This window comes from Saccharopolyspora sp. NPDC045941, from assembly GCF_056431445.1.
In genome coordinates, this window is sequence record NZ_JBWKKU010000075.1 from 13031 (window position 1) to 35909 (window position 22879).

General features: G+C 68.3%; 20 protein-coding genes and 1 pseudogene. 6 read left to right on the plus strand and 15 right to left on the minus strand.

Features of this window, described 5'->3' with window-relative positions:
• Positions 1 to 271 precede the first annotated feature (271 nt).
• The 4 genes from AC07FN_RS38840 to AC07FN_RS38855 all read right to left on the minus strand — a co-directional run bounded on the left by AC07FN_RS38840 (position 272) and on the right by AC07FN_RS38855 (position 4208).
• Positions 272 to 2011: a M4 family metallopeptidase gene (locus AC07FN_RS38840; RefSeq protein WP_478400146.1), complete on the minus strand. Its 1740-nt coding sequence runs from the start codon at positions 2009 to 2011 to the stop codon at positions 272 to 274.
• The gene (locus AC07FN_RS38845; protein ID WP_478400170.1) at positions 2008 to 2760 is read right to left on the minus strand and encodes a M28 family metallopeptidase; all 753 of its coding nucleotides are present in this window, start codon (positions 2758 to 2760) and stop codon (positions 2008 to 2010) included. Before AC07FN_RS38845 ends, AC07FN_RS38840 begins: the two co-directional genes overlap by 4 nt.
• A gap of 862 nt (positions 2761 to 3622) precedes the next feature.
• Positions 3623 to 3808, minus strand: coding sequence for a hypothetical protein (locus AC07FN_RS38850; RefSeq protein ID WP_478400147.1), 186 nt, complete (start codon positions 3806 to 3808; stop codon positions 3623 to 3625).
• A gap of 139 nt (positions 3809 to 3947) precedes the next feature.
• Positions 3948 to 4208 carry a hypothetical protein gene (locus tag AC07FN_RS38855; protein ID WP_478400148.1) on the minus strand — a complete coding sequence of 87 codons (261 nt, stop codon included), beginning with the start codon at positions 4206 to 4208 and terminating at the stop codon, positions 3948 to 3950.
• Here AC07FN_RS38855 and AC07FN_RS38860 point away from each other — a divergent pair.
• Positions 4207 to 4842 (plus strand): cytochrome P450, encoded by a 636-nt coding sequence (locus AC07FN_RS38860; protein WP_478400149.1) that lies wholly within the window; start codon positions 4207 to 4209, stop codon positions 4840 to 4842. The two genes, AC07FN_RS38855 and AC07FN_RS38860, sit on opposite strands and share 2 nt — an antisense overlap.
• 52 nt (positions 4843 to 4894) lie before the next feature.
• Complete coding sequence (locus tag AC07FN_RS38865) at positions 4895 to 5410, plus strand: ferredoxin (RefSeq protein WP_478400150.1); 516 nt, start codon at positions 4895 to 4897, stop codon at positions 5408 to 5410.
• A gap of 194 nt (positions 5411 to 5604) precedes the next feature.
• Here AC07FN_RS38865 and AC07FN_RS38870 read toward each other — a convergent pair.
• Both AC07FN_RS38870 and AC07FN_RS38875 read right to left on the minus strand, forming a co-directional pair.
• A pseudogene (locus AC07FN_RS38870) lies at positions 5605 to 6717 on the minus strand (sulfatase); the annotation flags it as partial.
• A gap of 224 nt (positions 6718 to 6941) precedes the next feature.
• Positions 6942 to 7508 carry a PadR family transcriptional regulator gene (locus tag AC07FN_RS38875; RefSeq protein WP_478400151.1) on the minus strand — a complete coding sequence of 189 codons (567 nt, stop codon included), beginning with the start codon at positions 7506 to 7508 and terminating at the stop codon, positions 6942 to 6944.
• Between the two features lie 612 nt (positions 7509 to 8120).
• On the opposite strand from AC07FN_RS38875, the gene AC07FN_RS38880 reads away from it, so the two are divergent.
• Positions 8121 to 11477: a TM0106 family RecB-like putative nuclease gene (locus tag AC07FN_RS38880; protein ID WP_478400152.1), complete on the plus strand. Its 3357-nt coding sequence runs from the start codon at positions 8121 to 8123 to the stop codon at positions 11475 to 11477.
• Positions 11478 to 11683: 206 nt separating this feature from the next.
• Here the strand turns inward: AC07FN_RS38880 and AC07FN_RS38885 are convergent, their stop codons facing one another.
• The 8 genes from AC07FN_RS38885 to AC07FN_RS38920 all read right to left on the minus strand — a co-directional run bounded on the left by AC07FN_RS38885 (position 11684) and on the right by AC07FN_RS38920 (position 18201).
• Positions 11684 to 11896: a hypothetical protein gene (locus AC07FN_RS38885; RefSeq protein WP_478400153.1), complete on the minus strand. Its 213-nt coding sequence runs from the start codon at positions 11894 to 11896 to the stop codon at positions 11684 to 11686.
• 149 nt (positions 11897 to 12045) lie between these two features.
• Positions 12046 to 12969: an aldo/keto reductase gene (locus tag AC07FN_RS38890; protein WP_478400154.1), complete on the minus strand. Its 924-nt coding sequence runs from the start codon at positions 12967 to 12969 to the stop codon at positions 12046 to 12048.
• A 27-nt stretch (positions 12970 to 12996) separates the two neighbouring features.
• Positions 12997 to 13713 carry a hypothetical protein gene (locus AC07FN_RS38895; protein ID WP_478400155.1) on the minus strand — a complete coding sequence of 239 codons (717 nt, stop codon included), beginning with the start codon at positions 13711 to 13713 and terminating at the stop codon, positions 12997 to 12999.
• Between the two features lie 81 nt (positions 13714 to 13794).
• Complete coding sequence (locus tag AC07FN_RS38900) at positions 13795 to 15120, minus strand: MFS transporter (protein ID WP_478400156.1); 1326 nt, start codon at positions 15118 to 15120, stop codon at positions 13795 to 13797.
• Between the two features lie 41 nt (positions 15121 to 15161).
• Positions 15162 to 16127 carry a TIGR03621 family F420-dependent LLM class oxidoreductase gene (locus AC07FN_RS38905; protein ID WP_478400157.1) on the minus strand — a complete coding sequence of 322 codons (966 nt, stop codon included), beginning with the start codon at positions 16125 to 16127 and terminating at the stop codon, positions 15162 to 15164.
• Between the two features lie 18 nt (positions 16128 to 16145).
• Positions 16146 to 17369, minus strand: coding sequence for a DegT/DnrJ/EryC1/StrS family aminotransferase (locus AC07FN_RS38910; protein WP_478400158.1), 1224 nt, complete (start codon positions 17367 to 17369; stop codon positions 16146 to 16148).
• Positions 17370 to 17403: 34 nt separating this feature from the next.
• Positions 17404 to 17685, minus strand: a complete 282-nt coding sequence (locus tag AC07FN_RS38915; protein WP_478400171.1) for an SDR family oxidoreductase — start codon at positions 17683 to 17685, stop codon at positions 17404 to 17406.
• Between the two features lie 3 nt (positions 17686 to 17688).
• A complete protein-coding gene (locus AC07FN_RS38920) occupies positions 17689 to 18201 on the minus strand; it encodes a VOC family protein (protein ID WP_478400159.1) in 513 nt (170 codons plus the stop codon).
• A 237-nt stretch (positions 18202 to 18438) separates the two neighbouring features.
• On the opposite strand from AC07FN_RS38920, the gene AC07FN_RS38925 reads away from it, so the two are divergent.
• The 3 genes from AC07FN_RS38925 (at position 18439) to AC07FN_RS38935 (ending at position 20737) form a co-directional block, all read left to right on the plus strand.
• Positions 18439 to 19020, plus strand: coding sequence for a TetR/AcrR family transcriptional regulator (locus AC07FN_RS38925; protein ID WP_478400160.1), 582 nt, complete (start codon positions 18439 to 18441; stop codon positions 19018 to 19020).
• The gene (locus tag AC07FN_RS38930; protein ID WP_478400161.1) at positions 19017 to 19166 is read left to right on the plus strand and encodes a hypothetical protein; all 150 of its coding nucleotides are present in this window, start codon (positions 19017 to 19019) and stop codon (positions 19164 to 19166) included. Before AC07FN_RS38925 ends, AC07FN_RS38930 begins: the two co-directional genes overlap by 4 nt.
• An 89-nt stretch (positions 19167 to 19255) precedes the next feature.
• A complete protein-coding gene (locus AC07FN_RS38935) occupies positions 19256 to 20737 on the plus strand; it encodes a hypothetical protein (protein ID WP_478400162.1) in 1482 nt (493 codons plus the stop codon).
• A gap of 124 nt (positions 20738 to 20861) precedes the next feature.
• On the opposite strand, the gene AC07FN_RS38940 is transcribed toward AC07FN_RS38935, so the two are convergent.
• A complete protein-coding gene (locus AC07FN_RS38940; protein WP_478400163.1) occupies positions 20862 to 22877 on the minus strand; it encodes an endonuclease/exonuclease/phosphatase family protein in 2016 nt (671 codons plus the stop codon).
• Positions 22878 to 22879 lie beyond the last annotated feature (2 nt).

Sequence of the window (22879 nt, forward strand, 5' to 3'; positions counted from 1 at the left end):
AACGCCATCGCGCGCTTGGTCGCCAGACACGCCAAGGCCGCCGAAGCCACCTGCCCTTCGCCGACCGGCGAGAACGTCACACCGCACATGCTGCGGCACTCCATCGCGGCGAAACCGGAATCGGCTGTCCACTGAGGCCAATGCCCTGCGCGGGATCCACTGCAGGTCGATGGGCTTCGGGCCGTGTGTGGACAGGAGGCCGTCGCGCGCTGGCGCGAGCCGACCGGGCTGACGACCCGCTCGGTGCTCCAAGACCCGAATGCCAACGGACTCATTGGATACCAACTTTCCGGTACGCATCGTTGATCGCGTCGATCTTGTCCGTCTTGTCCGCGTTCCCGCCGAAGTACGTTTGGGCGACGTCCACGATCGACTGCCGCGCTTGGGAGAACGTCGCCAGGGGCGTCAGGCGGGCCATTCCCAAATAGGTCAGCACCGCGACGTCGGTGACTGTGAAGACGCGGCTCCCGTCCCGGGACTTCTGGGTCAGGAGATTGTGGACGGCCTTGTTCGGAATCCCGCTGTTGAAGTGCACCCATCCGTTGTCGTTGGCTCCGTTCGGCAGTTCGCTGGGCCTCAGTGCCCGGAAGCGGTCCATGTGCGCGGGTTGGCCGAGGCGGGTCGGGTCCGCGAAGTCCCGCAGGGCACGACCGTCGGATCGGAGCCCCGGCCCGATCTCCCAGTTCCAGGTGTCGACGTTCTCGCGGTCCGCGGCCATGTACCAGTTGTCGATGATCACGCCGACCACGTCGGCAAAGGACTCGTTGAGCGCTCCGGACTGCGTGACGTACTTGAGCGCCGACGTCGACTCGATCACGCCATGGGTCAGCTCGTGCCCGATGACGTCGAGGAAGCGGGAGAGGCTGACCAGCCGGCCGTCGCGCCGGACCTGGCCGTACCACATCCGACCGTCCGCCCAGAAGGCGTTGAGCAGGGTCGGCGGCGGCTCCTGGCTCGCCCATGTCGTGTTGATCTGCGAGATCAGGTTCATACCCTGGTCGTCGATCCCGTCGCGCTGCAGGACGACGCGGTAGAAGTCCTGCACCCGGGAGGCGTTCACGTGCGCGGAGACCGCGGCCTTGCTTGAGTCCGCGTAATCGCTCGTGGCGGCCTCGACCGGACTGTCCGGGACGGGAGGGTTTGAGTCGATGTCGGCAAATTCGAGGTCGTAAGTCAGGCACCGGCGCAGGGGGTCTTCGAGCTGGACCCTCGTGCCCGACGTGCTGGCCAGACGCCCCCAGAACGTCTGCTTCTTGTCGTCCTCGTCGACTCCCGTACAGCGCGCCGGAGTCGGCAGAGCTGTCGGGACGGCGCTGTACTGGAAGAGGACCTCGCCGTCGTGGGCGTCGACGAGGTAGTCATACCGCGGCGGCGCCGGACGCGGCCCCATGCCGTGGCCGACCGGCACCTCGTCGCCCGTCTCGGGCGGGCGCGCGGGCACGGCGCTGAACAGCCACACGAGGTGCCAGATCTCCTCGTTGTCCTTGTAGAAGTGGAGCCGGCCCGAAACCGCAGCCTCGGCCGGGAGTTCTGTGCCGGTGTACGTGGCCACCCGTCGGAGGGCCTCGGCGCGGCTCAACGACTCCACGGGGTTGACGCCGCTGACCTCGTCAAGCTGGGCGTTCACGCTCACCAGATCCCGCGCCCCGGTGAGCTCGACGACCGCGCGTGCCCCGAAAACGGGGATGCCGCGGTGGGTCTGGGTGAACTGCAACTGGTTGGTTCCCAGTGCGCGGAGGTCCTGCTGGCGCTCGATGACCAGCCCCGGGACGCGCTCCGGGCGCTCTGGCGCCACGACGGCGAGCATAGCCGGGCGGTCGTCGCGACGAAGCAGAGCGTCGAGGAAGTAGCGAGCGGCCGCCTCGTCGCTGGTGAACTCCACCGACGGGCCGTCCTCGTCGGACGCCGCCGCCAGGTCGCCCAACGACAGCGGAGACCGGGCTGTGACGGAGTCAGCGACCTCGGCATCGTCCGCGACGTGGTAGTGGAACGAGGGCAGGGACGGAGTCATGGGAATTCCCTTTCGCTCAATGCACGGTCGAGTTGGTCGACGTTGTTCTCATCGCGTGGCACTCCCCACGCGGCTGCGGCCACGAGGCGTGCGATGTCGGCGGCGTGACCGACGTTGACCTTCGTGTCGGTGGGCAGGTGGTACTCCGGGTTCATCTCCTCCGGTGGCGCCCCCGGACCGGGGCCGGCGAATAGGTCCTCCGAGGTCAGGCAGGCGGCGTAGCCCTCCATCTGGAAGCTGGTGTGATCGCTGCGCTGCTCGGCCGGGTCGCCCTCGCCCTCGACGGCGTAGATCTGAGGCGGCGGCAGGTCGGGTGACACCTGCCCGACCAACTCGTTGAGCGTCCGGGCGAGGACAAGCGATCGCTCCTCGACCGCGGGCGATGGGCCGAACCCGACGTGGACCTCGAACGTCCGGTCGGGCACGATGTCGTACCCGATCATGTCGAGCTGGTAGACGGCGGCAATGGGCGCGTCGAGCTCGGCCTGGTCGCGGGCGTAGGCCAGGCTGCCGATCAGACCGTGCTCCTCGGCGTTGAAGAGGACGAATCGCACGATGCGGCGAGGTACCCCCAGGGCCTCCAAGCTGCGCGCCCTCATGCTGGAACCGCATGCCCGCCCCCCGTTAGCCCGTGAACGCCGAAGCGGCGCTGTCGTCGACGAACCCCAACGTCGACGACGCGCCCCTGATGTGGTCGCTTGCGTAGCGCCAATCAGGTTCGGTGTTGGCCTCTCTCCATAAGCACACATATCTGGATTCGGTGGCAATGGAGCGTAGGATCCAAACGGGATCCATCAGGGTTCACCTAGCATGGCACGGACCCGTCTCGAATCGCCGTGCCAAAGACAGGTTCATACCTTGACACAATCAGTCTGATGCGTTGCCCGGCTCAGCCGAGAGCGGAGCACACTCTGCACGGATGTCGAGGCGTGCCAATGCCACGACGGCGACAGGCGCCGAGGTTACGTGATTCCTCGAGGGCGCGGGCATCAGACCTTGACGTTGCCGCGGACCTCCGCGCACCACATCGACACGTCCTTCTTTGCATCGACCGCTACGACCTCATCAAAGGTCCGCTTGAACCCCAGTTCGGCAGTCGGAAATCCTCAAGACCTTCACCGCCCGAATGTCCAGCATCGACCACGTCACTGCTGACTGCGTCGACGCGATCGTGAACGACGACTACGAAACCGACCAGGCGAAGCTTCACATCGCAGACGCAGTCGGGACTGACATCCGGCTGCGCGATCGCCGGATGCGTCCCCCGCCCCCCTGCGCCGGCCGTTCAGCACCTGGTCACTGAGCAAGCTGTGCGACTACCTCGTCGCCGAGGGCCTCGATCTCTTACGACCACCCGCCCGCCGACGGCGGTGCGCGTCGACGAGTTCGGCCCGCTGAACCTGTTGCCCCACAAGGGAAAATGGTGGCTCCGGGGCACCGATCCCGCAGCGTGCACATCGTCGATCCGCAAACTGGCAAGATGCGGGAACAGGACCCCGAGCACTCCAAGATCAGCGCTCCGAGCAAGTGATCAACTACCCGGCCGGCGCGCAGCGCCCGGATCCATCACGGAAATCGTGCCAGAGCCGTTGATTTGACAGCCCCTCCAGGCTAAAGCCTGTGCTGTGCCGACCAGTGCAGGCCGTGACCAAAGCCGAAGAGCGGAGCGCGAGTGTCGAACGGGACGTCCTCGCGGGCCGCCGCAACGGTGGCATCGGAGCGTGGCAGATCGAACGGAAGCCGACCGCTGACCGTGGCCCGGCCGCTCACCGCGTCCAGCAGGATGTCGTCGTCCACGCCGAAGGTTCCGATCAAGGTGACCCCGGGGAGGGCAGCGAACGGTGTGAGCACAGCGGCGCATTTCTCCCAGCTGCTGCAGTGCGACAACGCCCCCATGCGTTATTGGGCTGCGCAGGGCCTTCTGATGCTCGACTCACTACCGCGCGACGTTGTCGACGTGGTTGCCCGGCGGGGTTTCCGCGACGACGAGCGGACATCGGTCAAAATTCCGCTCCTCGAACTGCTCGCCAAGGAAGGCTCGGACTGCGACGCGGTCGGCGAGCTCGTGCGGGTGGCCCACACCGATGATGTGCCGGCCCAGCTCGCTGCGCTGAACGCCCTGACGTATCTGCCACGCGATCTCGTGGTGCCGCACCTCGATGCTCTCGGACCGCTGTCCCGGCACGACCAAGTTCATGGCGTATACCAGCGAGCTGGCCGAAGCCAAGCGGGCCAACCCGGCTGAGGACGTCATCTCCGACATGGTGTTCGCGCAACGAGCTTTCCCCACCTTCACCGACGAGGACATCGCGCGACTTTCCGCAGGGCTGATCTTCGCCGGCCACGAGACGACCGCCGGTCGCATCGACCTCGGCGTCCTACTGCTCCTGTCCGATGTGGACCGTCGAGACGCCTTCGCCGCGGACCCCGACGACCGAGCCGAGTCCACGGTGGAGGAAATCCTGCGCCGGACCTCACCGAGCGGTCTGGGCCTGGTGCGCTACGCACACGACGATGTCGAGATCTCAGGCCAGACGATCTCCGCCGGTGACGCGGTGATCATCGCCGTCGGCGCCGCGAACCAAGATCCGGCGGTGTTTGCCGAGGCAGATCAGTTCGATCCCGAGCGCAGCCCCAACCCGCATCTCGCGTTCGGCCACGGCGTGCACTTCTGCATCGGCGCGAACCTTGCCCGGACCGAGCTGCGCGCGGTCTTCCCCGCGCTGTTCCGGAGGTTCCCCCGTCTACGACTGGCCGTGGACCTCGATGACATCGAGGTCCGCACGGACCGGCTGACCGGAGGTTTGAACGAGCTCCCCGTCACCTGGTAGCGCCCCGGCTTGCGCAAAATGCCTCACATCCCTTACCAGACGAGGAATCCCGATGAACATCATCGCTGACAAGGACAAGTGCATCGGTGCGGGACAATGCGCACTGATCGCAGCCGACGTCTTCGACCAAGACGACGGTGATGGCCGGGTGATGCTGCTCAACCCCGACCCGCCACGCGAACTGCTGGCGCAGGTCGAGCAGGCTGCGGCCGGCTGCAAGTGCGCGATGGCGAAGTCGCCTCTTCCCCGTCTTGGCCAGTGGAGGGGTATGCGACGGCGCGGACTGCGGTGGTGTGGCTTCGAGCGGCAAATACATGACTCCTTTGCCGTCTCCCGGATTCCAGCGGAGCGTCAACCGGACTGGGCGGTCCGCTGGGGCCGGCGGCCTTCGGAAGCGACGGGTCGCTCGTCGCGCGTCTGCATCAGCTGCACCCAGCGCTGGATCAGCTCGGTGGTGCGGGGCCGGTCGGGGGCGTGCCAGGAGACGGGCACGTTCAGGGCGGCGAGGCGCCCTTCCAGGTCTTCCGCCAAATGCGCGCGGCCGGTGTCGCGCAGGTGCTGGGCATAGCGCGCGGGATCGCTGTAGTACGTCGGCCCGGTCTGCAGGGTCGTCTGCATCGGGTCGGGCAGGGCACCCGGGTGGCCCGCGTACTTGTGCCACCATTCGGCCAGGTACGAGCGCATCCGCGCGGCCAGCTTCGGTTCCTGCTCCAGCAGGTCCCGGGTGAGGTGTGGGTCTTCGGTGACGTGGAAGAGCTGTTCCCACTCGGCGCGGAAGCTGCCGGGGTGGTCGGTGCGGACGTAGAGGTGGTCGCGGGTGCGCACGGCCCGCTGGTAGGTGTGGGCGCCGTGCCCGAGGACCAGGTACTCGCGGGAGTCGATGCGCTGCCCGCGCACCGCCGGCGCGAAGGACTTGCCCTGCCAGCCCGCCGGGACGTCCATGCCGAGCAGATCGCACAAGGTCGGTGCGAGGTCGATGTTGTACAACAGGGCGTCGTTGCGGCGGGCCTCGTCGGGCAGATCGTCGGTCAGGCCCGGCCAATGCACGACCAACGGCAGGCGGTGGGTGGGCTCGTTGGCCAGTCCGTGCTCGGCGTACGAGCCCTGCTCACCGAACGACTCGCCGTGGTCGGCGCTGACGATCACCGCGGTGTCGTCGGCGATGCCCAGTTCCTCCAGGGCAGCCATGAGCTGGCCGAAATGGTGGTCCCAGTAGGCCACGGCGCCGTCGTAACCGTTGATGAGATGCTCGAAGTCGGCGCGGGAGCGGATCGCATCAGGCATGTTGTGGGGGACCGGGGATTTGCTCGCCCCAGTTAGGGAGTAGTGCAGGTCGAGGGCGCTGCGCGGGCCGTAGATCTCGGCGTGCGCGGCGATCGTCTCTTCGTCGGGCCAGGCCTGCACCGGGCCGGAAGCGGCCATCTGGTCGGTCCACTCGGCGGGCTGGGTGTAGTTGGTGTGCGGGTCCCAGTAGGTCAAGTGGAGATACCAGTCGTCCTCGTCGGCGTGGCGCCGCAGCCATTCGATTGCCGCCCGGTTGACGTCTGGTGCCTCCTCGTCACCGAAGCGGTCGGTGGCGCGGATCGACTCGCGGAAGTTGCCGTGGAAGAAGTAGGCGCGGTGACGCTCGGCGAACACAGAGACTGCAGCCGTGTAGTAGCCGCCCCATCCGAGCCGCTGGCCGAGCAGCGGGCGGTCGGGTTCGGGCCCGTGGCCTGCGTCGAGCCGGAACTGGGCGGCCGGCCCGAAGTGCCCGACGACGCCGTTGGTGATGCCGAACTGGCCGCTGGTCAGGGCCGTGCGGGAGGGCAGGCAGGGCGAGTCGGAGCAGTAGTAGCGGTCGAATGTGACGGACTTGTCCGCCAGCTTCTGCAGGTTGGGCGTGGTGGGTCGGTGTAGCCGTACGGGGTGGTGTGGTCAGCGCGGAGGGTGCCCACGTCGATGTAGATGATGCGCATGCGGGAAACTCCAAGGCTCGGTGCGGGGTGTGTCCGGGTACACGTCCGTGCGGGCTCACCCGGCGGCTGCGGGCATGGCGATGCTGCGGGCGGCAGCCCGAGGGCGGATTGGATGTGGATCAGCCGCTCAGGGCGGCGGAATCAGCGGCCGAGTTTGGCTTCAAGGCGGGCCTTCGTCACCTGGAGCCAGGCGATGTACGAGGCGGAGAAGGCGTATCCGTGTTCGTGAGCCAGGGTGTGGACCTCGCGTGCCCAGTCGGCGTCCAATTCGGGGATCTGCGGTTCGTACGCGGCGACGGGCGGTAGGTCGGGCGGGTTCACGTCATGCTTGAGCCGGTACTCCAGCTCCGTGGTCACCAAGTCGAGCGCGATCTCGGGGCCGAGCTGTCCGGCGAAGACGAAGCGGAGAGTGAATTCGGGGTCCTTGGGGCGCGGCGAGGGCTCGTAGGGGGACCGGGCCCACTCCAGCAGCGCCGCACGCCCCTCTTCGGTCAGCCGGTACACCTTCGCGTCGGGGCGCCCCTCGCGCGGGTCGACCTCGAAGCCGACCCAGCCGCGCTCCACCAGCTTCCCGAGCCGGCGATAGATCTGCGGCAGCTGCACGCAGTAGCCGATGTACCGGCCCGGGCCCTCCATCCACCGGCGCAGGTCGTAGCCGGAGACAGGGCGCAAGGCCAGCATTCCGAGGATCACGTAGTCGAGCTGCATCGGGCCACCTATGTTCCTAAGAACCTATGTTCCGATATTCATCCCCGGAGCCGGACGATGTCAAGACCCCGTCACGCGGACGCAACGCAGCGAAAGCCCGCGCCCATGATCATGCCCCTGCTCAATGCCCCGAAACCGAGCACCCGCTACACATGCCGTGGCAGCTACTCGGGCACAAGCCGGGACACCCAACGGCAACCTATCCCACCCCTGCACCAGTCGAACTTTCCGCAGCTCACAAAGCACACCCACCTGTCCCACATCAAGGCGTCCCAGGTGGACGCCGAGTGGGACAGGCGGGACAGCAAAAAGCCCCTGACTCAACTGTTTTTGGGAAGCAGAAGGCGTGTAGTTAGCGCGCAAGTCCGTCTTGGACACTGCTTTGCCCCACGGGTTTCCCGGATCTGCGGCTAGGCGCCTCACGTCGTTGCTTGCCCTCGACATCACGCACCCGGGTGGCCTCACCCGGGAACCCGGGCAAATCGAGCGTGCGGCGGTCGAACCCGGCGGCCGTCGAGGTCATCACCGCCCGCACGACCGGGATTTGCTGCCACGGCGTGTCGGCACCCATGGTGCCGAGCCGGACGGGCGCGCATGTCAGACTGCCAGGCGATGCATACCCCGTCCGACCTCGCCGACCTGCTCGAATGCGAACACCGCAGCATCCTCAAGCAAGCGTTGGCGGCGGGACTGCCCGGCGCGCCGCGCCCGGGCTCCGGGCCCGACCGGCTGGCCGTCAAGCACGGCCATGCACACGAGGCAGCCACGCTCGAACGGCTGCGTGGCGAGCGCAAGACCGTGGTCGAAATCGACGAGCCCGACCAGGTCGCCGCCGCGAAGGCCACCGGGGAAGCGCTGCGGGCAGGCGCGCCGGTCGTCTACCAGGCCGTCTTCCACGATGGCGAGTTCTCCGGCCGCGCCGATTTCCTGCTCCGCGACGACCAAGGCCGCTACGAGGTCTACGACACGAAGCTCGCGCGGCACGCGAAGCCATCCGCGGTCGTGCAGCTCACCGCGTACGCCGACGCGTTGCGCCGCGCTGGTTGGCCGGCCGGGCCGGAGATGCACCTGCTGCTCGGTGACGGCACCACGCGCAGCCTGCGCGTCGACGATTTCCTCCCGCTGCTCGATCGCCTCCGTGACCGGCTCGTCGCGCGGCCGCCACGGCTGCCGGAACTCATGTGGGCCGACGAACGCCCCGCCTGCACCGGCTGCGGCTTCGCCGACCACTGCTCGTCCGCGCGCGAGAAGGACCGGGACCTGTCGCTGGTCGCGGGCATGCGTGGCGAACAGCGGCGCAAGCTCGTGACGGCCGGCCTCGGCACGATCGACGCGCTCGCCACCGCCGAGCCGTCGGACCGGCCGCGTGACATGTCGACGGGCACGTTCGCGACCTTGCGCGCGCAGGCCGCGATCCAGGTGCGGCAGGACGAAACCGGAGAATTGGCGTACGAGGTCATCGACCCGTCGGCGCTGGCCGAGCTGCCGCCACCGAGCCCGGGCGACATCTTCTTCGACATGGAAGGCGACCCGTACGCGCTCGCCGGCGCCGGGCTGGAGTACCTGTTCGGCGCCGTCACGCCCGACGCGCGCTTCACACCGTTCTGGGCGCATACGCGTCGGCAGGAGAAGCGTGCCTTCGAGGAGTTCGTCGACTTCGCCACCGCCAGGCTGACCGACGATCCGGACGCGCACATCTTCCACTACGCGCCGTACGAGGTCACGGCCGTCAAGCGGCTCGCCGCAGTGCACGGAACGCGCGAGGAGGCCGTGGACGAACTGCTGCGCAGCAGCCGGATGGTCGACCTGTATGCCGTGGTGCGCAAGGCTTTGCGCGTCGGCCAGCGGTCGTACTCGATCAAGTACCTCGAACCGTTGTACATGCCGGAAGCCCGCGACGGCGACGTGAAGACGGCCGCGTCGAGCATCGAGGCGTACGAGGACTACCTGACGCTCGCCAAGGCCGGCGACGTCGAAGAGGCCGACGAGGTGCTGCGCGGCATCGCCGACTACAACGAGTACGACTGCGTCTCCACGTTGCGGCTGCTGGAATTCCTGCACCGCGTCCGCGAGGAAGCGGGCATCGAGCTCGCAACCCCGGCGCCGGAGTCCGAAGTGGACGCCCTGCTGCGGCAGACGGAGGAGGAAGAGGCCGCGCTGCGCCGGGCCGAACGCGCGGCCGCGCTGGCGGCGCTGGTCGACCCGCTGCTCGACGGCCTGCCCGACGACCCCGCCGACTTCACCCCGGACGACCACGCTCGCGCGCTGCTCGCCGCCTCCGTCGGTTACCACCGTCGCGAGACGAACCCGGCGTGGTGGGAGTTCTTCCGGCAGCTCGCCGCACCGGTCGGCGACCTCGAGGTGGACACGACCTGTGCTGTGCCGGTGTCGGTGTCCGCAGGCGAGTGGGTGCCGCCGTCGGGACGGCTGCGCACGGCCAAGCGCACGCTCGTGGTGGCGTGCGACCCGGACCGGCCGCATCCGTTCGCGGTCGGGGACGGCGTGCGGCTTCGGTACAGCGCCGATGCGCGGGACGCGAAAGTCGTGGCGGCGTCGGCGGTCGAGCTGACGCTGGAGGAGAGCAGCACACCGGACAGCACGTCGGACGAACGACCGGTCGCGGTCCTGCCGGGAGGCCCGGTGCGGCCCGCGCCGAAGGACGAGGCCGTGGCCGACCTGGCCCGGCTGGTCGGGGAAACGCTCCCGGAGCTGCCCGCGCATCCGGGCGTGGACCTGCTGCGCCGGATCCCGCGGTTGCGCGGCGGTGCGCTGCCCGCGCCCGGCGAGGACTCGGTGGCCACCGTGATCGAGGCGGTCGACGCGCTCGACGGGTCGGTGCTCGCGGTGCAGGGCCCGCCCGGGGCGGGGAAGACGTACTTGGCGGGCAAGCTGATCGCGCACCTCGTGCGGTCCGGGCGGACGGTCGGTGTGACGTCCAACAGCCACAAGGCCGTGGAGAACGTGCTGTCCGCCGCGCTCGGCAACGCGCCTTCGATGGCGTGCGCGAAACGGCCGCGCCGGACGCCGGATCCCGCGCTGCCGTGGGAACAGCCGAAGACGAACAACGCGTTGGCGAAATGGCGCGAGGAGCACAACGACGGGCACCTCGTCGGCGGCACCGCGTGGACATTCGCGAACGCCGCCGTGCGGGAGGAACCGTTCGACGTACTGGTGATCGACGAGGCCGGGCAATTCGCGCTCGCGGACGCGCTGGCCGTGTCGATGTGCGCGAAGAACGTGGTGCTGCTGGGCGATCCGCAGCAGCTGCCGCAGGTCGTGCAGGGCACGCACCCGGCGGGCGCGGAGGCGTCGGCGTTGGGGCACCTGATCGGCGACGCGGACATCATGCCGCCCGAGCTGGGCTACTTCCTGGACCAGACACGGCGCATGCATCCGGCCGTGTGCGCGCCGGTTTCCCGGTTGTCGTACGCGGGTTTGCTGCACTCGCACCCGTCCGCGGACCGTTCGGTCGACGGCTTCGCCTCCGGGCTGTACCTCGCGTCGGTGGAACACCGCGGGAACACCACGCGGTCGATCGAGGAGGCGGCGCAGGTCGTGTCGGTGATCGCGGACTTGCACGGGCGCACGTGGCAGGGCCGTCCGCTGACGGACGCGGATTTCCTCGTGGTGGCGCCGTACAACCTGCAGGCGCGGACGGTCACGCACGCGCTGGCCGACGCCGGTTTCGGCGACGTGCGCGTCGGCACGGTGGACCGGTTCCAAGGCCAGGAAGCCCCAGTGGTGGTGACGACGATGACGTCCTCGTCGGCGATCGACCTGCCCCGCGGACTGGATTTCCTGTTGTCCCGCAACCGGCTGAACGTGGCACTGTCGCGAGCGCAGTCGGTGGCGGTGCTGGTGTGCAGCCCGCGGCTGCTGGAGGCGGACATCCGGACGGTCGAGCAGATGCGGCTCGTCTCCGGGATGCTCGGACTGCTGCGGGACGCCCACCCCTGGCCCGCTCGCTGACCCCCAACCCCGAGTTCCCGTGCGATGCCGGCCACGCTGCACCCTGCGGCACGCTGCTCGAAAATCCACCGCACCCACGGCGCCGTAGCCAGATCCAGCGCCGACCGACTCGGGTGCGGCCCCGCATCAACGAGGCGATATCCATACGGCGGCCGCCGGTTCTGGTGCGATTCCCCCGACGCCTTGCCGCACGCGGGACACCCTTTTCACAGGTCAACGCTCACCTGCTCCTCGAACATGCCGGGCAAGAAGGCCGGGACGCCGGGGATACACCCGCTGTTGTTGACGTCCACGATACGGCGCCAATTCTCCGGCGGGACTTCCCCGAGGTAGCCGAACTCTCGATACCGGCGTTGTTGACCAGCAGCCGGACCGAGCCCAACTCGGGCCGCGCCGAACTCCTCTTCCTGCGCGGGCATCGTGCTCTCCTTCAGGATCGAGACGGCCGAGAGCCTCACGTGCACGCGCCACAACGGGCGAGGTGGCTCGCACCGCTACCCCGGTGCCTGAGGGACCGCACCAATGCCCTTCGGTCGACCTGTCACATGCTCGCTCCGCAAAGCTCCGTTCAGGGCAGGGCCGCGAGGTCCGCCGAAGTCAATGTCCAGCTCGCGGCCGCGGTGTTCGCGTGCACCTGATCCGGCGTGGTGGCTCCCGTGATCACTGACGCGACGCCGTCCTGCGCGGCGAGCCACGCCACGGCCAGCTCCAGGATCGAATGCCCCCGCTCCTCGGCGAACGCGGTCAGCGCCTCGACCCGCTCGAAGTTGTCGTCGCTGACGACCCGGTCGGCGAAGAACGACATCGCGTCGAACCGCGAACCCGCCGGAAATCCGCCGCCTCGGCGGTATTTGCCGGTGAGCATCCCGGACGCCAACGGGAAGTACGGGACGACACCCAGCCCGTTGGCCCGTGCCGCGGGAACGACGTCCCGCTCGACCTCGCGCGAAAGCAGGTTCCACTCGATCTGGGTGCCGCAGAAGCGGGCCAGCGAGCGCTCGGCGGAAGCACCCGCCGCCGTCGCGATCTGGTCCGCGCTGACGTTGGATGACGCGATGTGGAGCACCTTGCCCTGCTGGACCAGCTCGTCGAGCGTCTCCAATGCCTCGTCGACCGGCGCCTCCGGATCGGGGTAGTGCTGGTAGTACAGGTCGATCCGATCGGTGCGAAGCCGGCGCAGGCTCGCCTCGCAGGCTTCGAGGATGCGCCTGCGCAGCGCGCCGGGCACGTACGGCTCGTCCTCCGGACGGGGCAGGAACTTCGTGGCGAGCACGACCTCGTCGCGTCGCGCACCCAGCGCGGCCCCGATGAACTCCTCGGAACGGCCGCCACCGTACATCTCCGCCGTGTCGAAATGGGTGACGCCCGCGTCGAGAGCGGCATCGATCACCGCGGCGCTGGCCTCCTGGTCCAGCTTCATGCCAAAGTTGTTGCAGCCCAGGCCCACCACCGACAGTGCCGGGCCATCACCACCGAGTTGGCGGGTCTCCACCGAATAACCTCCTGATCATCGATCCGGTCAGGGTGCGAGCGAGTTGAACGGGTTGCGCTCGCGCCCGGGACCAGTGAACACGAAGTCCAGCTCCACGACCGACCCGCCGATGCCGATCCCCGTGCTGAACAGGTCGGTCCGGATGTGGACCTGCGCCGCATGCTTGCCGTAGGCGAACCCGTCGGCGTGCGAGAAGACCGGGGACTCGGCCATCCGCTGATCGATCCCGGTGTCACCGTCCTCCCCGCGCGCCTTCAGCACCTGCAGGCTCTGGATCCGGGCCGCGAAAGCCGGGTCGGCGGCCATCTCGTCCCGGATCCGGGAGACCGCGCCTTCGAGTTCCGCCAGCTCCGCGAAGTGCACCCCGAAGTGCAGGTACGACTCCGGCCACTGCGCCCGGTGCTCCAGGAACGTCCGCAGTGCCGGATGCGGGGCGTCCGTGCTCGCGCCGAGCTTCTCCGCGATCACGGCCTCCAGTTCGACCTGGGCCGGCTTCATCGCGAACAGATAGATGATGTTGTCGGCCCCGTCGGGCGCGGCGCTGTCGATCGAGACGATATGCAGCGGCTCGTCCGAGAGCTGGTTGGGGAACGCCCGTACCCGCGCGCCCAGCAACTGGAAGAACCGCGTGGCCGGGGCGCCCTCGCCGGGCCGGAAATGCAGCGCGAGGTGCCCGATGCTGGTCGGCGTGGACGCCAGCATCTCGAAGGCGTTGCCCGGCGCATCTGCGTCGGTTTGCCCCATCTCTCCTCCTTCGTGCGTGCGCTCGGGACGCTCCGGCACCCTCCGCGAGGACCACGACTGTCCTCGTTGGACGCACCGGGCTCAACCCGAGACCGGGGTGCGAGTTCTGCTGGTCCCCGCCAGATCGCGGCCGCGGGTTTCGCCGGTGCGCCAGACGGCCACCAGGGTCACGAGTCCGCATGCGGTGGCGAGGATGGCGAGCGGAGTGCTCGACGGGGCGCCGGAGGCGGTGAACACGCTGCTGGCGAACAGCGGCGTGAAGCCGCCGCCGATGAGCGCTGCCGCCTGGTAGCCGAGCGAAACGCCGGTGTAGCGGACGCTGGTGCCGAACATCTCCGACAGCAGCGGGCCGAGCGGCGCGTACATCGCGTTCTGGATCAGCTGGCCCAGCACCATCCCGGCGAACAGCAGGGCCACGGTCTTCGCGTTGACCAGGGCGTAGATCGGGAAGGCCAGCAGCACGATCGCCACCGCTCCGCCGAGCACCACCGCCCGCCGTCCGACGCGGTCCGACAGCGCGGAGAACAGCGGAATGGTCACCAGACCCATCACCGCGACGATCAGCACCCCGTTCACCACGTCGGCGGTGGCGTACCCGATGGCCTTGCCGTAAGTGATCATGAAGGTGCTGACCAGCGCAGTCAGCGCGAAGGGGCCGATGCCGACGGCGCAGGCGAGCGCGCAGGTGCCGGGGTTGCGCAGCACCTGCACCAGCGGAATCCGCGGCTTCTCCGCAACGGTTCGCGCCTGCTCGAACAGCGGGCTCTCGGTGACGCTGATCCGCACGTACAGGCCGACGCCGAGCAGCACCGCGCTGAACAGGAACGGCAACCGCCAGCCCCACGACAGCAACTGCTCCTCGGGCAGCCGGGTCACGAGGGCGACCGCGATCGTCGAGAGCACCGACCCCAGCGGCGACCCCATCTGCAGCAGGCCGTTCCACAGGCCCCTGCGCCGCGGGTCGGCGTGCTCGACGACCATCAGCGTGGCGCCGGCCCATTCGCCGCCGATGGCCACGCCCTGGACGATCCGCAGCAGCACCAGCAGGGCGGGCGCGCCGACCCCGAACGCGGAGTAGGTCGGCAGCAGGCCGATCAGCACGCTCGCCAGACCCATCATCGTCATGGTGAGGATGAGCATCGACTTGCGGCCGATCCGGTCGCCGAAGTGCCCGAAGACGATCCCGCCGACGGGCCTGGCCACGTAGCCGACGGCCAGCGTGCCGAAAGAGGCGATGGTGCCGACCACCGGATCGGATCCAGGGAAGAACAACCGCCCGAACACGATGGCGGCCATCGTGCCGTAGAGCAGGAAGTCGTAGTACTCGATGACGGTGCCGAGCAGGCCGGAGAACGCCACCTTGCGCAGCACCGCGGAATCCGGTCTTGGCGCGACTGCTTCGGACATCTTGACTCCGTTGTCAAAGGATCTGCCGGATGGCAGGGCTTTCAGTCCAGCGCGGCCAGCGCCGCGACCAGCGGGGCGACTTCGGCGGCATCGGCGGCCCCGAAGTCGACGTAGTTCAAGCCCAGTTCCTCTCGGCGGTGCTGGAGCTGCTCGACGCACTGCTCCACGGTGCCGACCAGCAGGCCCGTCGACCGCCGACCGACCGCTGGATCGACTCCGTAGGCCTGGCATACCTCGGCGAGTGCCGCGTCGGTCTGTTGTGGACCGTCCACCACTCGGCAGGTCCAGGTGATCGAGAGGTGATCCAGCTGGTCGGGGTCGCGTCCGGCACGCTCCGCCGCCTCCCGAACCCACGCGACCTTGCGCGCCATCCGTTCGGGCAGCATGTCCTCGATGACCGCCGCGTTGTAGGCGGAGCCGTGCCGGAGGTTCGAGTGGATCCCGGCGATCTGCGCGTGCTCCCCGGCCATGGTGAGCATCCGCTTCCCGCCGCCGCCGATCAGCAGCGGCGGGTGCGGGGTTTGCACCGGTGCCGGGGAGCCGGTCAGGCCGGTCACCGCGTAGGCCTCGCCTTCGTGGCGCACCGGCCGGCCGGTGAACAACGCCTTGATGACCTCGATCGACTCCGCGAGCCGGTCGACGCGCTGCCCCGGCGGGTCGTAGGGCAACCCGGCCGCCGCGTACTCGGCGGCCAGGTAACCGGCCCCGAGTCCCAGGTCCAGCCGCCCGCCGGAGAGCACGTCGATGGTGGCCGCCGCGTGGTGGGTGATCACCGGGTGCCGGTAGTCGTTGCACAGGACCAGCGCCATGACCCGTAGCCGCCGGGTGCTCATCGCCAGCGCGGCCAGCGCGGCGATGGGATCCTGGCGTCCCACGAGGAAGTGGTCGGACACCGAGACCGCGGTCAGCCCGCTGTCGTCCAGCCGACGCAGTGCCTCCCGCCACGCGTCCACATCGCGCCCGATCGGTGGCGCGTACAGCGCGGTCTTGATGGGTTTCTCCGGCAACACCATCACCTCCGGCGGTCAGCCAGCCGAAGCGGGCGCGAAGCGCGATGCGAAGGCGCGGATGCTGGCCACCACGTGGTCGAGTTCCTCCGCCGTGGTGCCGTGGCTCATCCCCAACGACATGCCACGCTCGAACACGGCGTCCGCGTTGGGCAGCCCGTCGTCAGGAAGCCGGTGTTCGACGCCCCGCATCATCGGGTGCCGGGTGATGTTCCCGCTCCACACGGTGCGCGTGTCGATGCCCGCCGCTTCGAGGGACTCCTGCAGGTCGCTGCGCGCGAACCCGGCGTCGGGCCGGACCAGCACCGGGTAGCACAGCCACGCGGTGTGGAAGCCCTCCTGCTGGCGGGGCAGCGAGAACAGCGTCGGGTAGCTGCCGAAGGCCGCGTTGAAGGCGTCGAAGATCTCCGCGCGGCGTTCGAAGTTCGCGTCGAGCTTCTTCAGCTGCTGCAACCCGAACGCGGCACCGAGCTCGGACGGTTCGAAGTTCCACGGCAGCACGTCGAAGATGAAGTCGTTGTCGTAGGCCACGCCGTCGAGGTCCTCGCGGAACACCCGCCCGGTCTTGGCGGAGCCGAACAGGTGCGGTTCCGAGCGCCGCCCCCACCGCCGCAGCATCAACGCCTTGTCCCGCAACGCTTCGTCGTCCAGGCACACCATGCCGCCGTTGCCGGCGCAGGTGACGATGTGCGCCATCGCGAAGCTGGTGACCGTGATGTCCGAGCGGCTGCCGGTCTTGGTGCCGCGCAGCGTCGTGCCGATGCAGTCGCAGGAGTCCTCGATCACCTTCAGCCCGTGGCGGTCGGCGACATCCCGGATCACGTCCCAGTCCGGCGCGTTCCCCGCGAGGTTGGGGATCAGGATGGCCCGGGTCTTCTCAGTGATCAGCGCCTCGATCTTGGTGGCGTCCACGTTGTAGGTGTCCGGCGCGACGTCGGCGAACACCGGGACCCAGCCACCACGCACGATGGGCGCAACGTCGGTGGAGAAGGTCAGCGGCGAGGTGATCACCTCCGCGCCCTTCGGCAGGTCGAGCAGTTCGAGCGCCAGGTAGATCGCCGACGAGCCCGAGTTGCACATCACGCCCAGTCGCTTGCCGTAGAGGTCGGCGACGGTCCGTTCCATCTCGGCTACGTTCTTACCGATCTTCAAGCCGAACGGCCCGCCGCGCAGAACCTCGATGCAGGCGTTGATCTCGGCATCGTCGTGCACGCTGCGGGCGTAGACAACACGTGGGCTCATGGGCTTTTCTCCTCTGTTGTTGGGGAAATCCGGGTCAGCGGATGGTGGAACCGTCGTCGACCGGCATCGCGACGCCGGTCACGTAGCGGGCGTCGTCCGAGGCGAGGAACAGCAGGACGTTGCTGACGTCGACGGATTCGGCGCGTTCGACCGGGAGGCTGTTCATGAACACCGGCCGGAGGTCCGGCGGCCCTTCCATCAATCCGGGCAGGACCTTGGAATGCCCTCGCGCGGTGTCCACCCCGGCAGGCAGGACCACGTTCACCCGGATGTTCCGGTCGGCCAGTTCCAGGGCGAGCGACCGGAGATTCTCGATCGATCACGCGCGTTCATCCGATATCTGTCCGCTTCGGTCCAGCTGGTCGGCCAGCTTCGCCGCGAGGGCGCCGTCCATCAGTTCGAACACCTGCCCCAGCGGGTCGCGGTGGTAGGTGGCGCCGGCCGGGCTGATGCCCTTCCGGGTCCCGGACATCCACGCCGGTGCACCCGCCAGCTCCAACTCGCGCGTCGCGGTCGCCAAGTCGTCGACCACGAAGCCCAGATGGTGGATGCCCGGAGCAGGCGTCCAGATCTCGGATCCGGGCACCTCGCGGATCAGCTCCAGGTGCGGCGGAGGACCGGTGGAAAGCCCGATGCGCTGCACCACGGTGTGCTCGGCACCGCGTATCCGGCAGGTGAACCGGGTTTCGTCGAAGACCGTGACCGACAGACCGTAGATCCGCTCGACGTCGGCGGCGGCCCGCTCGATGTCGGGCACCACGACGCCGACGTGATGCAGCTCGGCCAGCGAACAGCGCCGCACGAATGGTTCGTCCCGGTCAGGCCCCGCCATCGCCGCTACCTCCGGTCCCAGGCCCTCGACGGCCTGTCGGGACGCAGTATTACTCCCAAGCGAGCGCTTGGTCAATACTCGGAACGACGCCCGGCATCGCTCGCGCAAACCCAGCCGATCTATGAAAAATGCTTTCCCGTAACGCTTTTTGACATCGCTTGCGTGGCACGATTGACCGCGGAGAAGCTTGCCGACTAGGCTGCGTTGAGCAATCGATCAGTCCTTGAAAGGGTGCGGATGGCTGCTGCCGAAATTCGCCGGGCCGACATCCTGCACGCCGCTGCCGAGCTGTTCGCCGACAAGGGCGTCGCGGCGACCACCGTGCGTGGGATCGCATCCCAGGTCGGGGTGCAGTCCGGCGCGCTGTACCACTACTTCCCGTCGAAAGACGCAATCGTACGGGAAGTGATCACCAGCTATCTGGAGGACCTGAAAACCCGCTACAACTCGACCGCGCCCCGCCGGCTCGACCCACGTTCCCGGTTGCGCGCCATCGTCGAGGTGTCGCTGCGCACCGCCGAGGAAAGCCCGCACGCCACCATCGTCTACCAGAACGAGCTGGCGAACCTCCGCGACCTCCCCGAGCACCAGCACGCCAAGAAGCTGGCCGACGAAGTGCAGCAGATCTGGCTGGAAACCATCGATGACGGCAAGCGGGCCGGGGTGTTCCGCGGCGACATCCCATCGAAGGTCTTCCACCGCTTCATCCGCGACGCCGTGTGGCTGTCGATCAAGTGGCGACACCCGGACGACGCCTACACCAGCGAGGACCTCGCCAGGGACTGCATGTCCATCTTTCTCGACGGCTTCGCCGCATGATCTCCCGTCACCACTCCGGGAACCCTGCGGATGCGGACAGACCATCGGCCGACATCGCGGGCGTGATCTCCGGGCTCCGGCTGTGCCCGCCGTTCACGTCGGGGCATTTCCAGCACTGGGTCGTGACCGGCGCCTGGACGTACTGAGCCCCTGGCTGCTGATCTTGCACCGCTGTCGCTCCGCCGAGCTGGTGCTGGGAGGGAACCTCCCCGCCTCGCCCCGCGTCGCACCTGGCGTGATCAACAAGCTGGCCGAACGCATCGGCTCCTGGCGCTCCGTCCACGCGAACTCCGATGGCGTCGAGGCGGACTCGCTCGTGTTGGAGTGCGCCCGCCTGCTGACCGGTGATCCCGGTGGCGAACAAGCACCACTGTGGACCTTCGGGTTGGCGGCGATGTCGGGCTACGTCGCCTGGCGGCCCGGCGACGGTGTCGCGGACGTCGTGGTGGACGCGCTGCTGACCGCCGATCGGGCATTGCGGGACCGGCCGTGCGGTCATCGCGGGCACCCGTACGAGAAGGTGGTGGCCGAACTGGATGACGACGACATCTGGCACCACGGCCCCGATCTCGGCGATCTGGAGCGGCTGCGGGCCGACGAGGAGTGGTGGTGCCCGGCCAACGTCGCCGGTTTCGCCCGGATCACCGCGGACGTGATCGCCCCGTTCTCCGCGGACGAGCTGCCGGAGGACCTGCCCCGCGACCACGAGTCGGACATCAAGGACCTGGACGGCATCCTCAACGACTACCCGTACGCCGACCCGCGCTGGACCTTGGAATACCTGGCCGGCTCGTTGCCCAGCCACCCGACTCGCGCTGTGCGGGCCGGTTACGTCGTGACGATGTACGCCAGCTGCTGGTACGCGGTCTCCGGCCGGATCCGGACCTCGTCCGTGCTCGACGAGATGATCGAGGGCCTGGAGGGGGTGCTGCCCCAACTCGGGGACGGCACCTGCGCCCACGCGCCGGACGAGCACCCCGAAACGGGCTTCGACGCTGCAGGCACAGCCTCGGACGGTATCCGGCTGCGCAGTCCGGGCGGCAGGGCGTGCCTCGCGGCATGGCACGACGAGGACCGGCTCCCGGTGCGGAACTGGCTGTGCCCCGCCTTCCTCCGCGGCCTCGCCGAGACGGCGTTGGGCGAGTTGCGGCAGGGGCGGGAGACGCTGTTCGGCAGCCGGGACACCGCGCGCCTCGACGCGGAATTCCTGCGCCCCGACGGAAGGATCGACATCGGCTCGTTGACCGCGCTGATCGAGGACAACCAGTTCGACGAGCATCGCGACGTGCAGGGGGCAGGGCTGTGGGCAGCCCGCCGGTACGCAGCGCTGGCGGCGGACGCCGATCCGGTTGAGCGGACCGTTCCACTGCTGATCGCCACGTGGTGCGTCGAGATCGTGGAAATGCCCTACGGCGTGGCGAAAGACATCCGGGACATTTTATCCACAGTGGCCGCTGACTCGACGGAAGGTCAGTGCGCTCACGGCGATGCGCACCCCATGGAGAGCCAGGACCTGCAGCAGCACCTCAACCACCTCTACGCGCCGGCAGAGTTCGCGGAGCCCGCCGACGTCAGTGCACCTGACGCCTGGCTGTGCCCCCGCCACCTGGCGACGGCGGCACGGCACGCGATCGAGGAGATCAACGAGAGGTTCGAGGACGAGGACGACTACGCGGCGGAGGACGAGGGCGATTGCGGGATGACGTCAGCCGACTGAGCCTTGACTCACCGATGCGTGCGGGTTGCTGCGTCTTCGGGATCTTCGTGCTCCCATGCCCGAACTACCAGCCAGCCGGCGGCCGTCGGCTCAAGATCGCCCTCGTGCTCCGCTCCCGTGGTCGTCAGCCGCCAAGCGGGGGAAGCAGATCCCCCAGTTCCTCAGCTGCGCCCGGGAGTCGCTCCAGCAGTTCTCCCGCCGGCGCGGGCAGTCCGGGCAGCCAGCCGGTGTCGATCACCGTGACACCGGTGGGCACTGGGATCGGGTCCGCCTCGTCCACGTCGTAGCTCGCGCCCGGGTTCGAGTCGTATTCTGGGTCGGCCGGTGGGTTCTCGCTCTCCGACAGCGGCCAGGTCACCGCCCGGAAATGGCCCGCCGTGACGTAGACGAGGAAACCGTGCTCCTTGCCGTCGACCGTGCCCGTGCCACGCAGCGCCGCCTTCCCGTCCGGCGTGATCACCAGCCAGTCGAAGGAAGTCGTGACCAGTTGCGTGGAGCCCGCGTGCAGCACGTACGTGCCCAGCGGCTTCGTCGAGTCTTCCGCCGGGTACTTCGCCGACGCCACGAACGTCTCATCACCAGTCGTTCCCGCGCTGGCGAGCAGCCCGGCCGTGGGGTCGTACACGACCACGAGCACCGACGCGGTGTCGCTTCCGCCGTCGTCGTCGGTCACCGTTGCCCGGACCGTGTACATCCCAGCGTGGCTGAAAGTATGACCCTGCTCGCAACTGTCCGAGGTGTCCGAGGCCTCCGGGGCATCGGGGTCGTCCCATTCGTAGGAGCACGTGTGCGTGTCGTTCTCCCCCGGGTCGGTGAACGATGCTCCGAACGGAACATCCGTGCCCACCCGGAACACCGACCACGGCTCGGGATCCTGCGACGTCAACTTCGGCGCGACGTTGCGGAGGTCCACCACCGCGCTGTCCGACACCGGCGGATTGCGGCCGTCATCGGCGGTCAACGCCACCGTGAAGCGGCCGTCGTCGTTGCACGAGAACGACGTCGACGTCTTGTCGGGGGATCCGAATTCGCATTCGGTCCCGGCGTCGACGCCTTCGGCGGGCTGGTAGCTCCAATGCACAGCCGGCGTACCGCGATCGTCGGTCGCTGAACCGTTCAGCTTCACCGGCGCGCCCTCGTCTCCGCTGGCGGACGGGCCCGCGTCCACAACTGGTGGTGCATCGTCGACCGGCGGGACGTTCGGGTTGGGAACATCGTGAGCACGCAGGGTCACTTCTCCATAGAGCAGCCGATGATCCGAGCAGTGCCGGATGGCGCTTCCCTCGCATTTTCCACCGTAGAGGGATCTCGCTGTCATGTCCGGAAGGAAGTTCTTGCTGTCAGCGAAGATGTAGTCCAGCTTGCCTTGGGGGTGAGTCTGGAATCCATGCCCATCCTGCTGCCACGCGGCCTCGTAGAACTCACCGTTACCACCGGCATCCGGCGCGTACATGCTTTCCAGATGCTTGTCCGGTACGGCGTTGAAGTCGCCGCCGATAACGTATGGGTATTCGTCGGTAAACTGTCCCACCAGATCGGCGATCGTAGCCGCCTGACCCACCGCTTCATCGACGTTGCCTTCGTCGTCCTGCGGCGCGAGGTGCACTGAGCAGGCCCGCATGACGGTGGCGAACTCGGCTGTCACGCAGGAGAAGCCGCGGTTGGTCTTACCGTCCGCGAGTTCCGTGCCCTCGAACCAGTAGTTGGTCGCATCCCGGATCGGCGCCTTGGTGAGGACCACGTTGCCGGCCACGTAATCGGTATCCCAATCGCCGCAGGAAAACAGCAGAGGACTCGACGCCTGTCCGAAGTTGCCATGCATTTCGATACCGCGTGCGTTCAGCTTCTCGAGCAGGTGCTCATACTGGATCTTGCACACTTCGTTGGCTGTCACGATGTCCGGATCGAACTCTTCGATCTTCTCGACGAGCCGGTCAATCGGCTGATCGCTGCCGTCGTTGTCCTTTTCCCCGTCGATGTTCCACTGGAGCACCTTGAGCGTCGGCCCAGTAGCCCGGACAGTCGGCTGGGTCACCGAACCCGCTGCCGGTCCTACCTGGTCGTCCCGCACCGACCACGCGCTCCCGGTGAGCAACGCCGACGCGAGGACCATGCCGAGCAGCGCAACAAGAACACGCATGC

Bases quoted from the DNA above. Each gene is read 5' to 3' on its own strand.
- AC07FN_RS38860 (WP_478400149.1), top strand. From the start codon at position 4,207: ATGGCGTATACCAGCGAGCTGGCCGAAGCCAAGCGGGCCAACCCGGCT.
- AC07FN_RS38840 (WP_478400146.1), bottom strand. From the start codon at position 2,011: ATGACTCCGTCCCTGCCCTCGTTCCACTACCACGTCGCGGACGATGCC.
- AC07FN_RS38880 (WP_478400152.1), top strand. From the start codon at position 8,121: ATGCATACCCCGTCCGACCTCGCCGACCTGCTCGAATGCGAACACCGC.
- AC07FN_RS38895 (WP_478400155.1), bottom strand. From the start codon at position 13,713: ATGGGGCAAACCGACGCAGATGCGCCGGGCAACGCCTTCGAGATGCTG.
- AC07FN_RS38940 (WP_478400163.1), bottom strand. From the start codon at position 22,877: ATGCGTGTTCTTGTTGCGCTGCTCGGCATGGTCCTCGCGTCGGCGTTG.
- AC07FN_RS38855 (WP_478400148.1), bottom strand. From the start codon at position 4,208: ATGAACTTGGTCGTGCCGGGACAGCGGTCCGAGAGCATCGAGGTGCGG.
- AC07FN_RS38885 (WP_478400153.1), bottom strand. From the start codon at position 11,896: ATGCCCGCGCAGGAAGAGGAGTTCGGCGCGGCCCGAGTTGGGCTCGGT.
- AC07FN_RS38925 (WP_478400160.1), top strand. From the start codon at position 18,439: ATGGCTGCTGCCGAAATTCGCCGGGCCGACATCCTGCACGCCGCTGCC.
- AC07FN_RS38875 (WP_478400151.1), bottom strand. From the start codon at position 7,508: ATGCAGCTCGACTACGTGATCCTCGGAATGCTGGCCTTGCGCCCTGTC.
- AC07FN_RS38865 (WP_478400150.1), top strand. From the start codon at position 4,895: ATGAACATCATCGCTGACAAGGACAAGTGCATCGGTGCGGGACAATGC.
- AC07FN_RS38900 (WP_478400156.1), bottom strand. From the start codon at position 15,120: ATGTCCGAAGCAGTCGCGCCAAGACCGGATTCCGCGGTGCTGCGCAAG.
- AC07FN_RS38910 (WP_478400158.1), bottom strand. From the start codon at position 17,369: ATGAGCCCACGTGTTGTCTACGCCCGCAGCGTGCACGACGATGCCGAG.
- AC07FN_RS38845 (WP_478400170.1), bottom strand. From the start codon at position 2,760: ATGTGTGCTTATGGAGAGAGGCCAACACCGAACCTGATTGGCGCTACG.
- AC07FN_RS38920 (WP_478400159.1), bottom strand. From the start codon at position 18,201: ATGGCGGGGCCTGACCGGGACGAACCATTCGTGCGGCGCTGTTCGCTG.
- AC07FN_RS38930 (WP_478400161.1), top strand. From the start codon at position 19,017: ATGATCTCCCGTCACCACTCCGGGAACCCTGCGGATGCGGACAGACCA.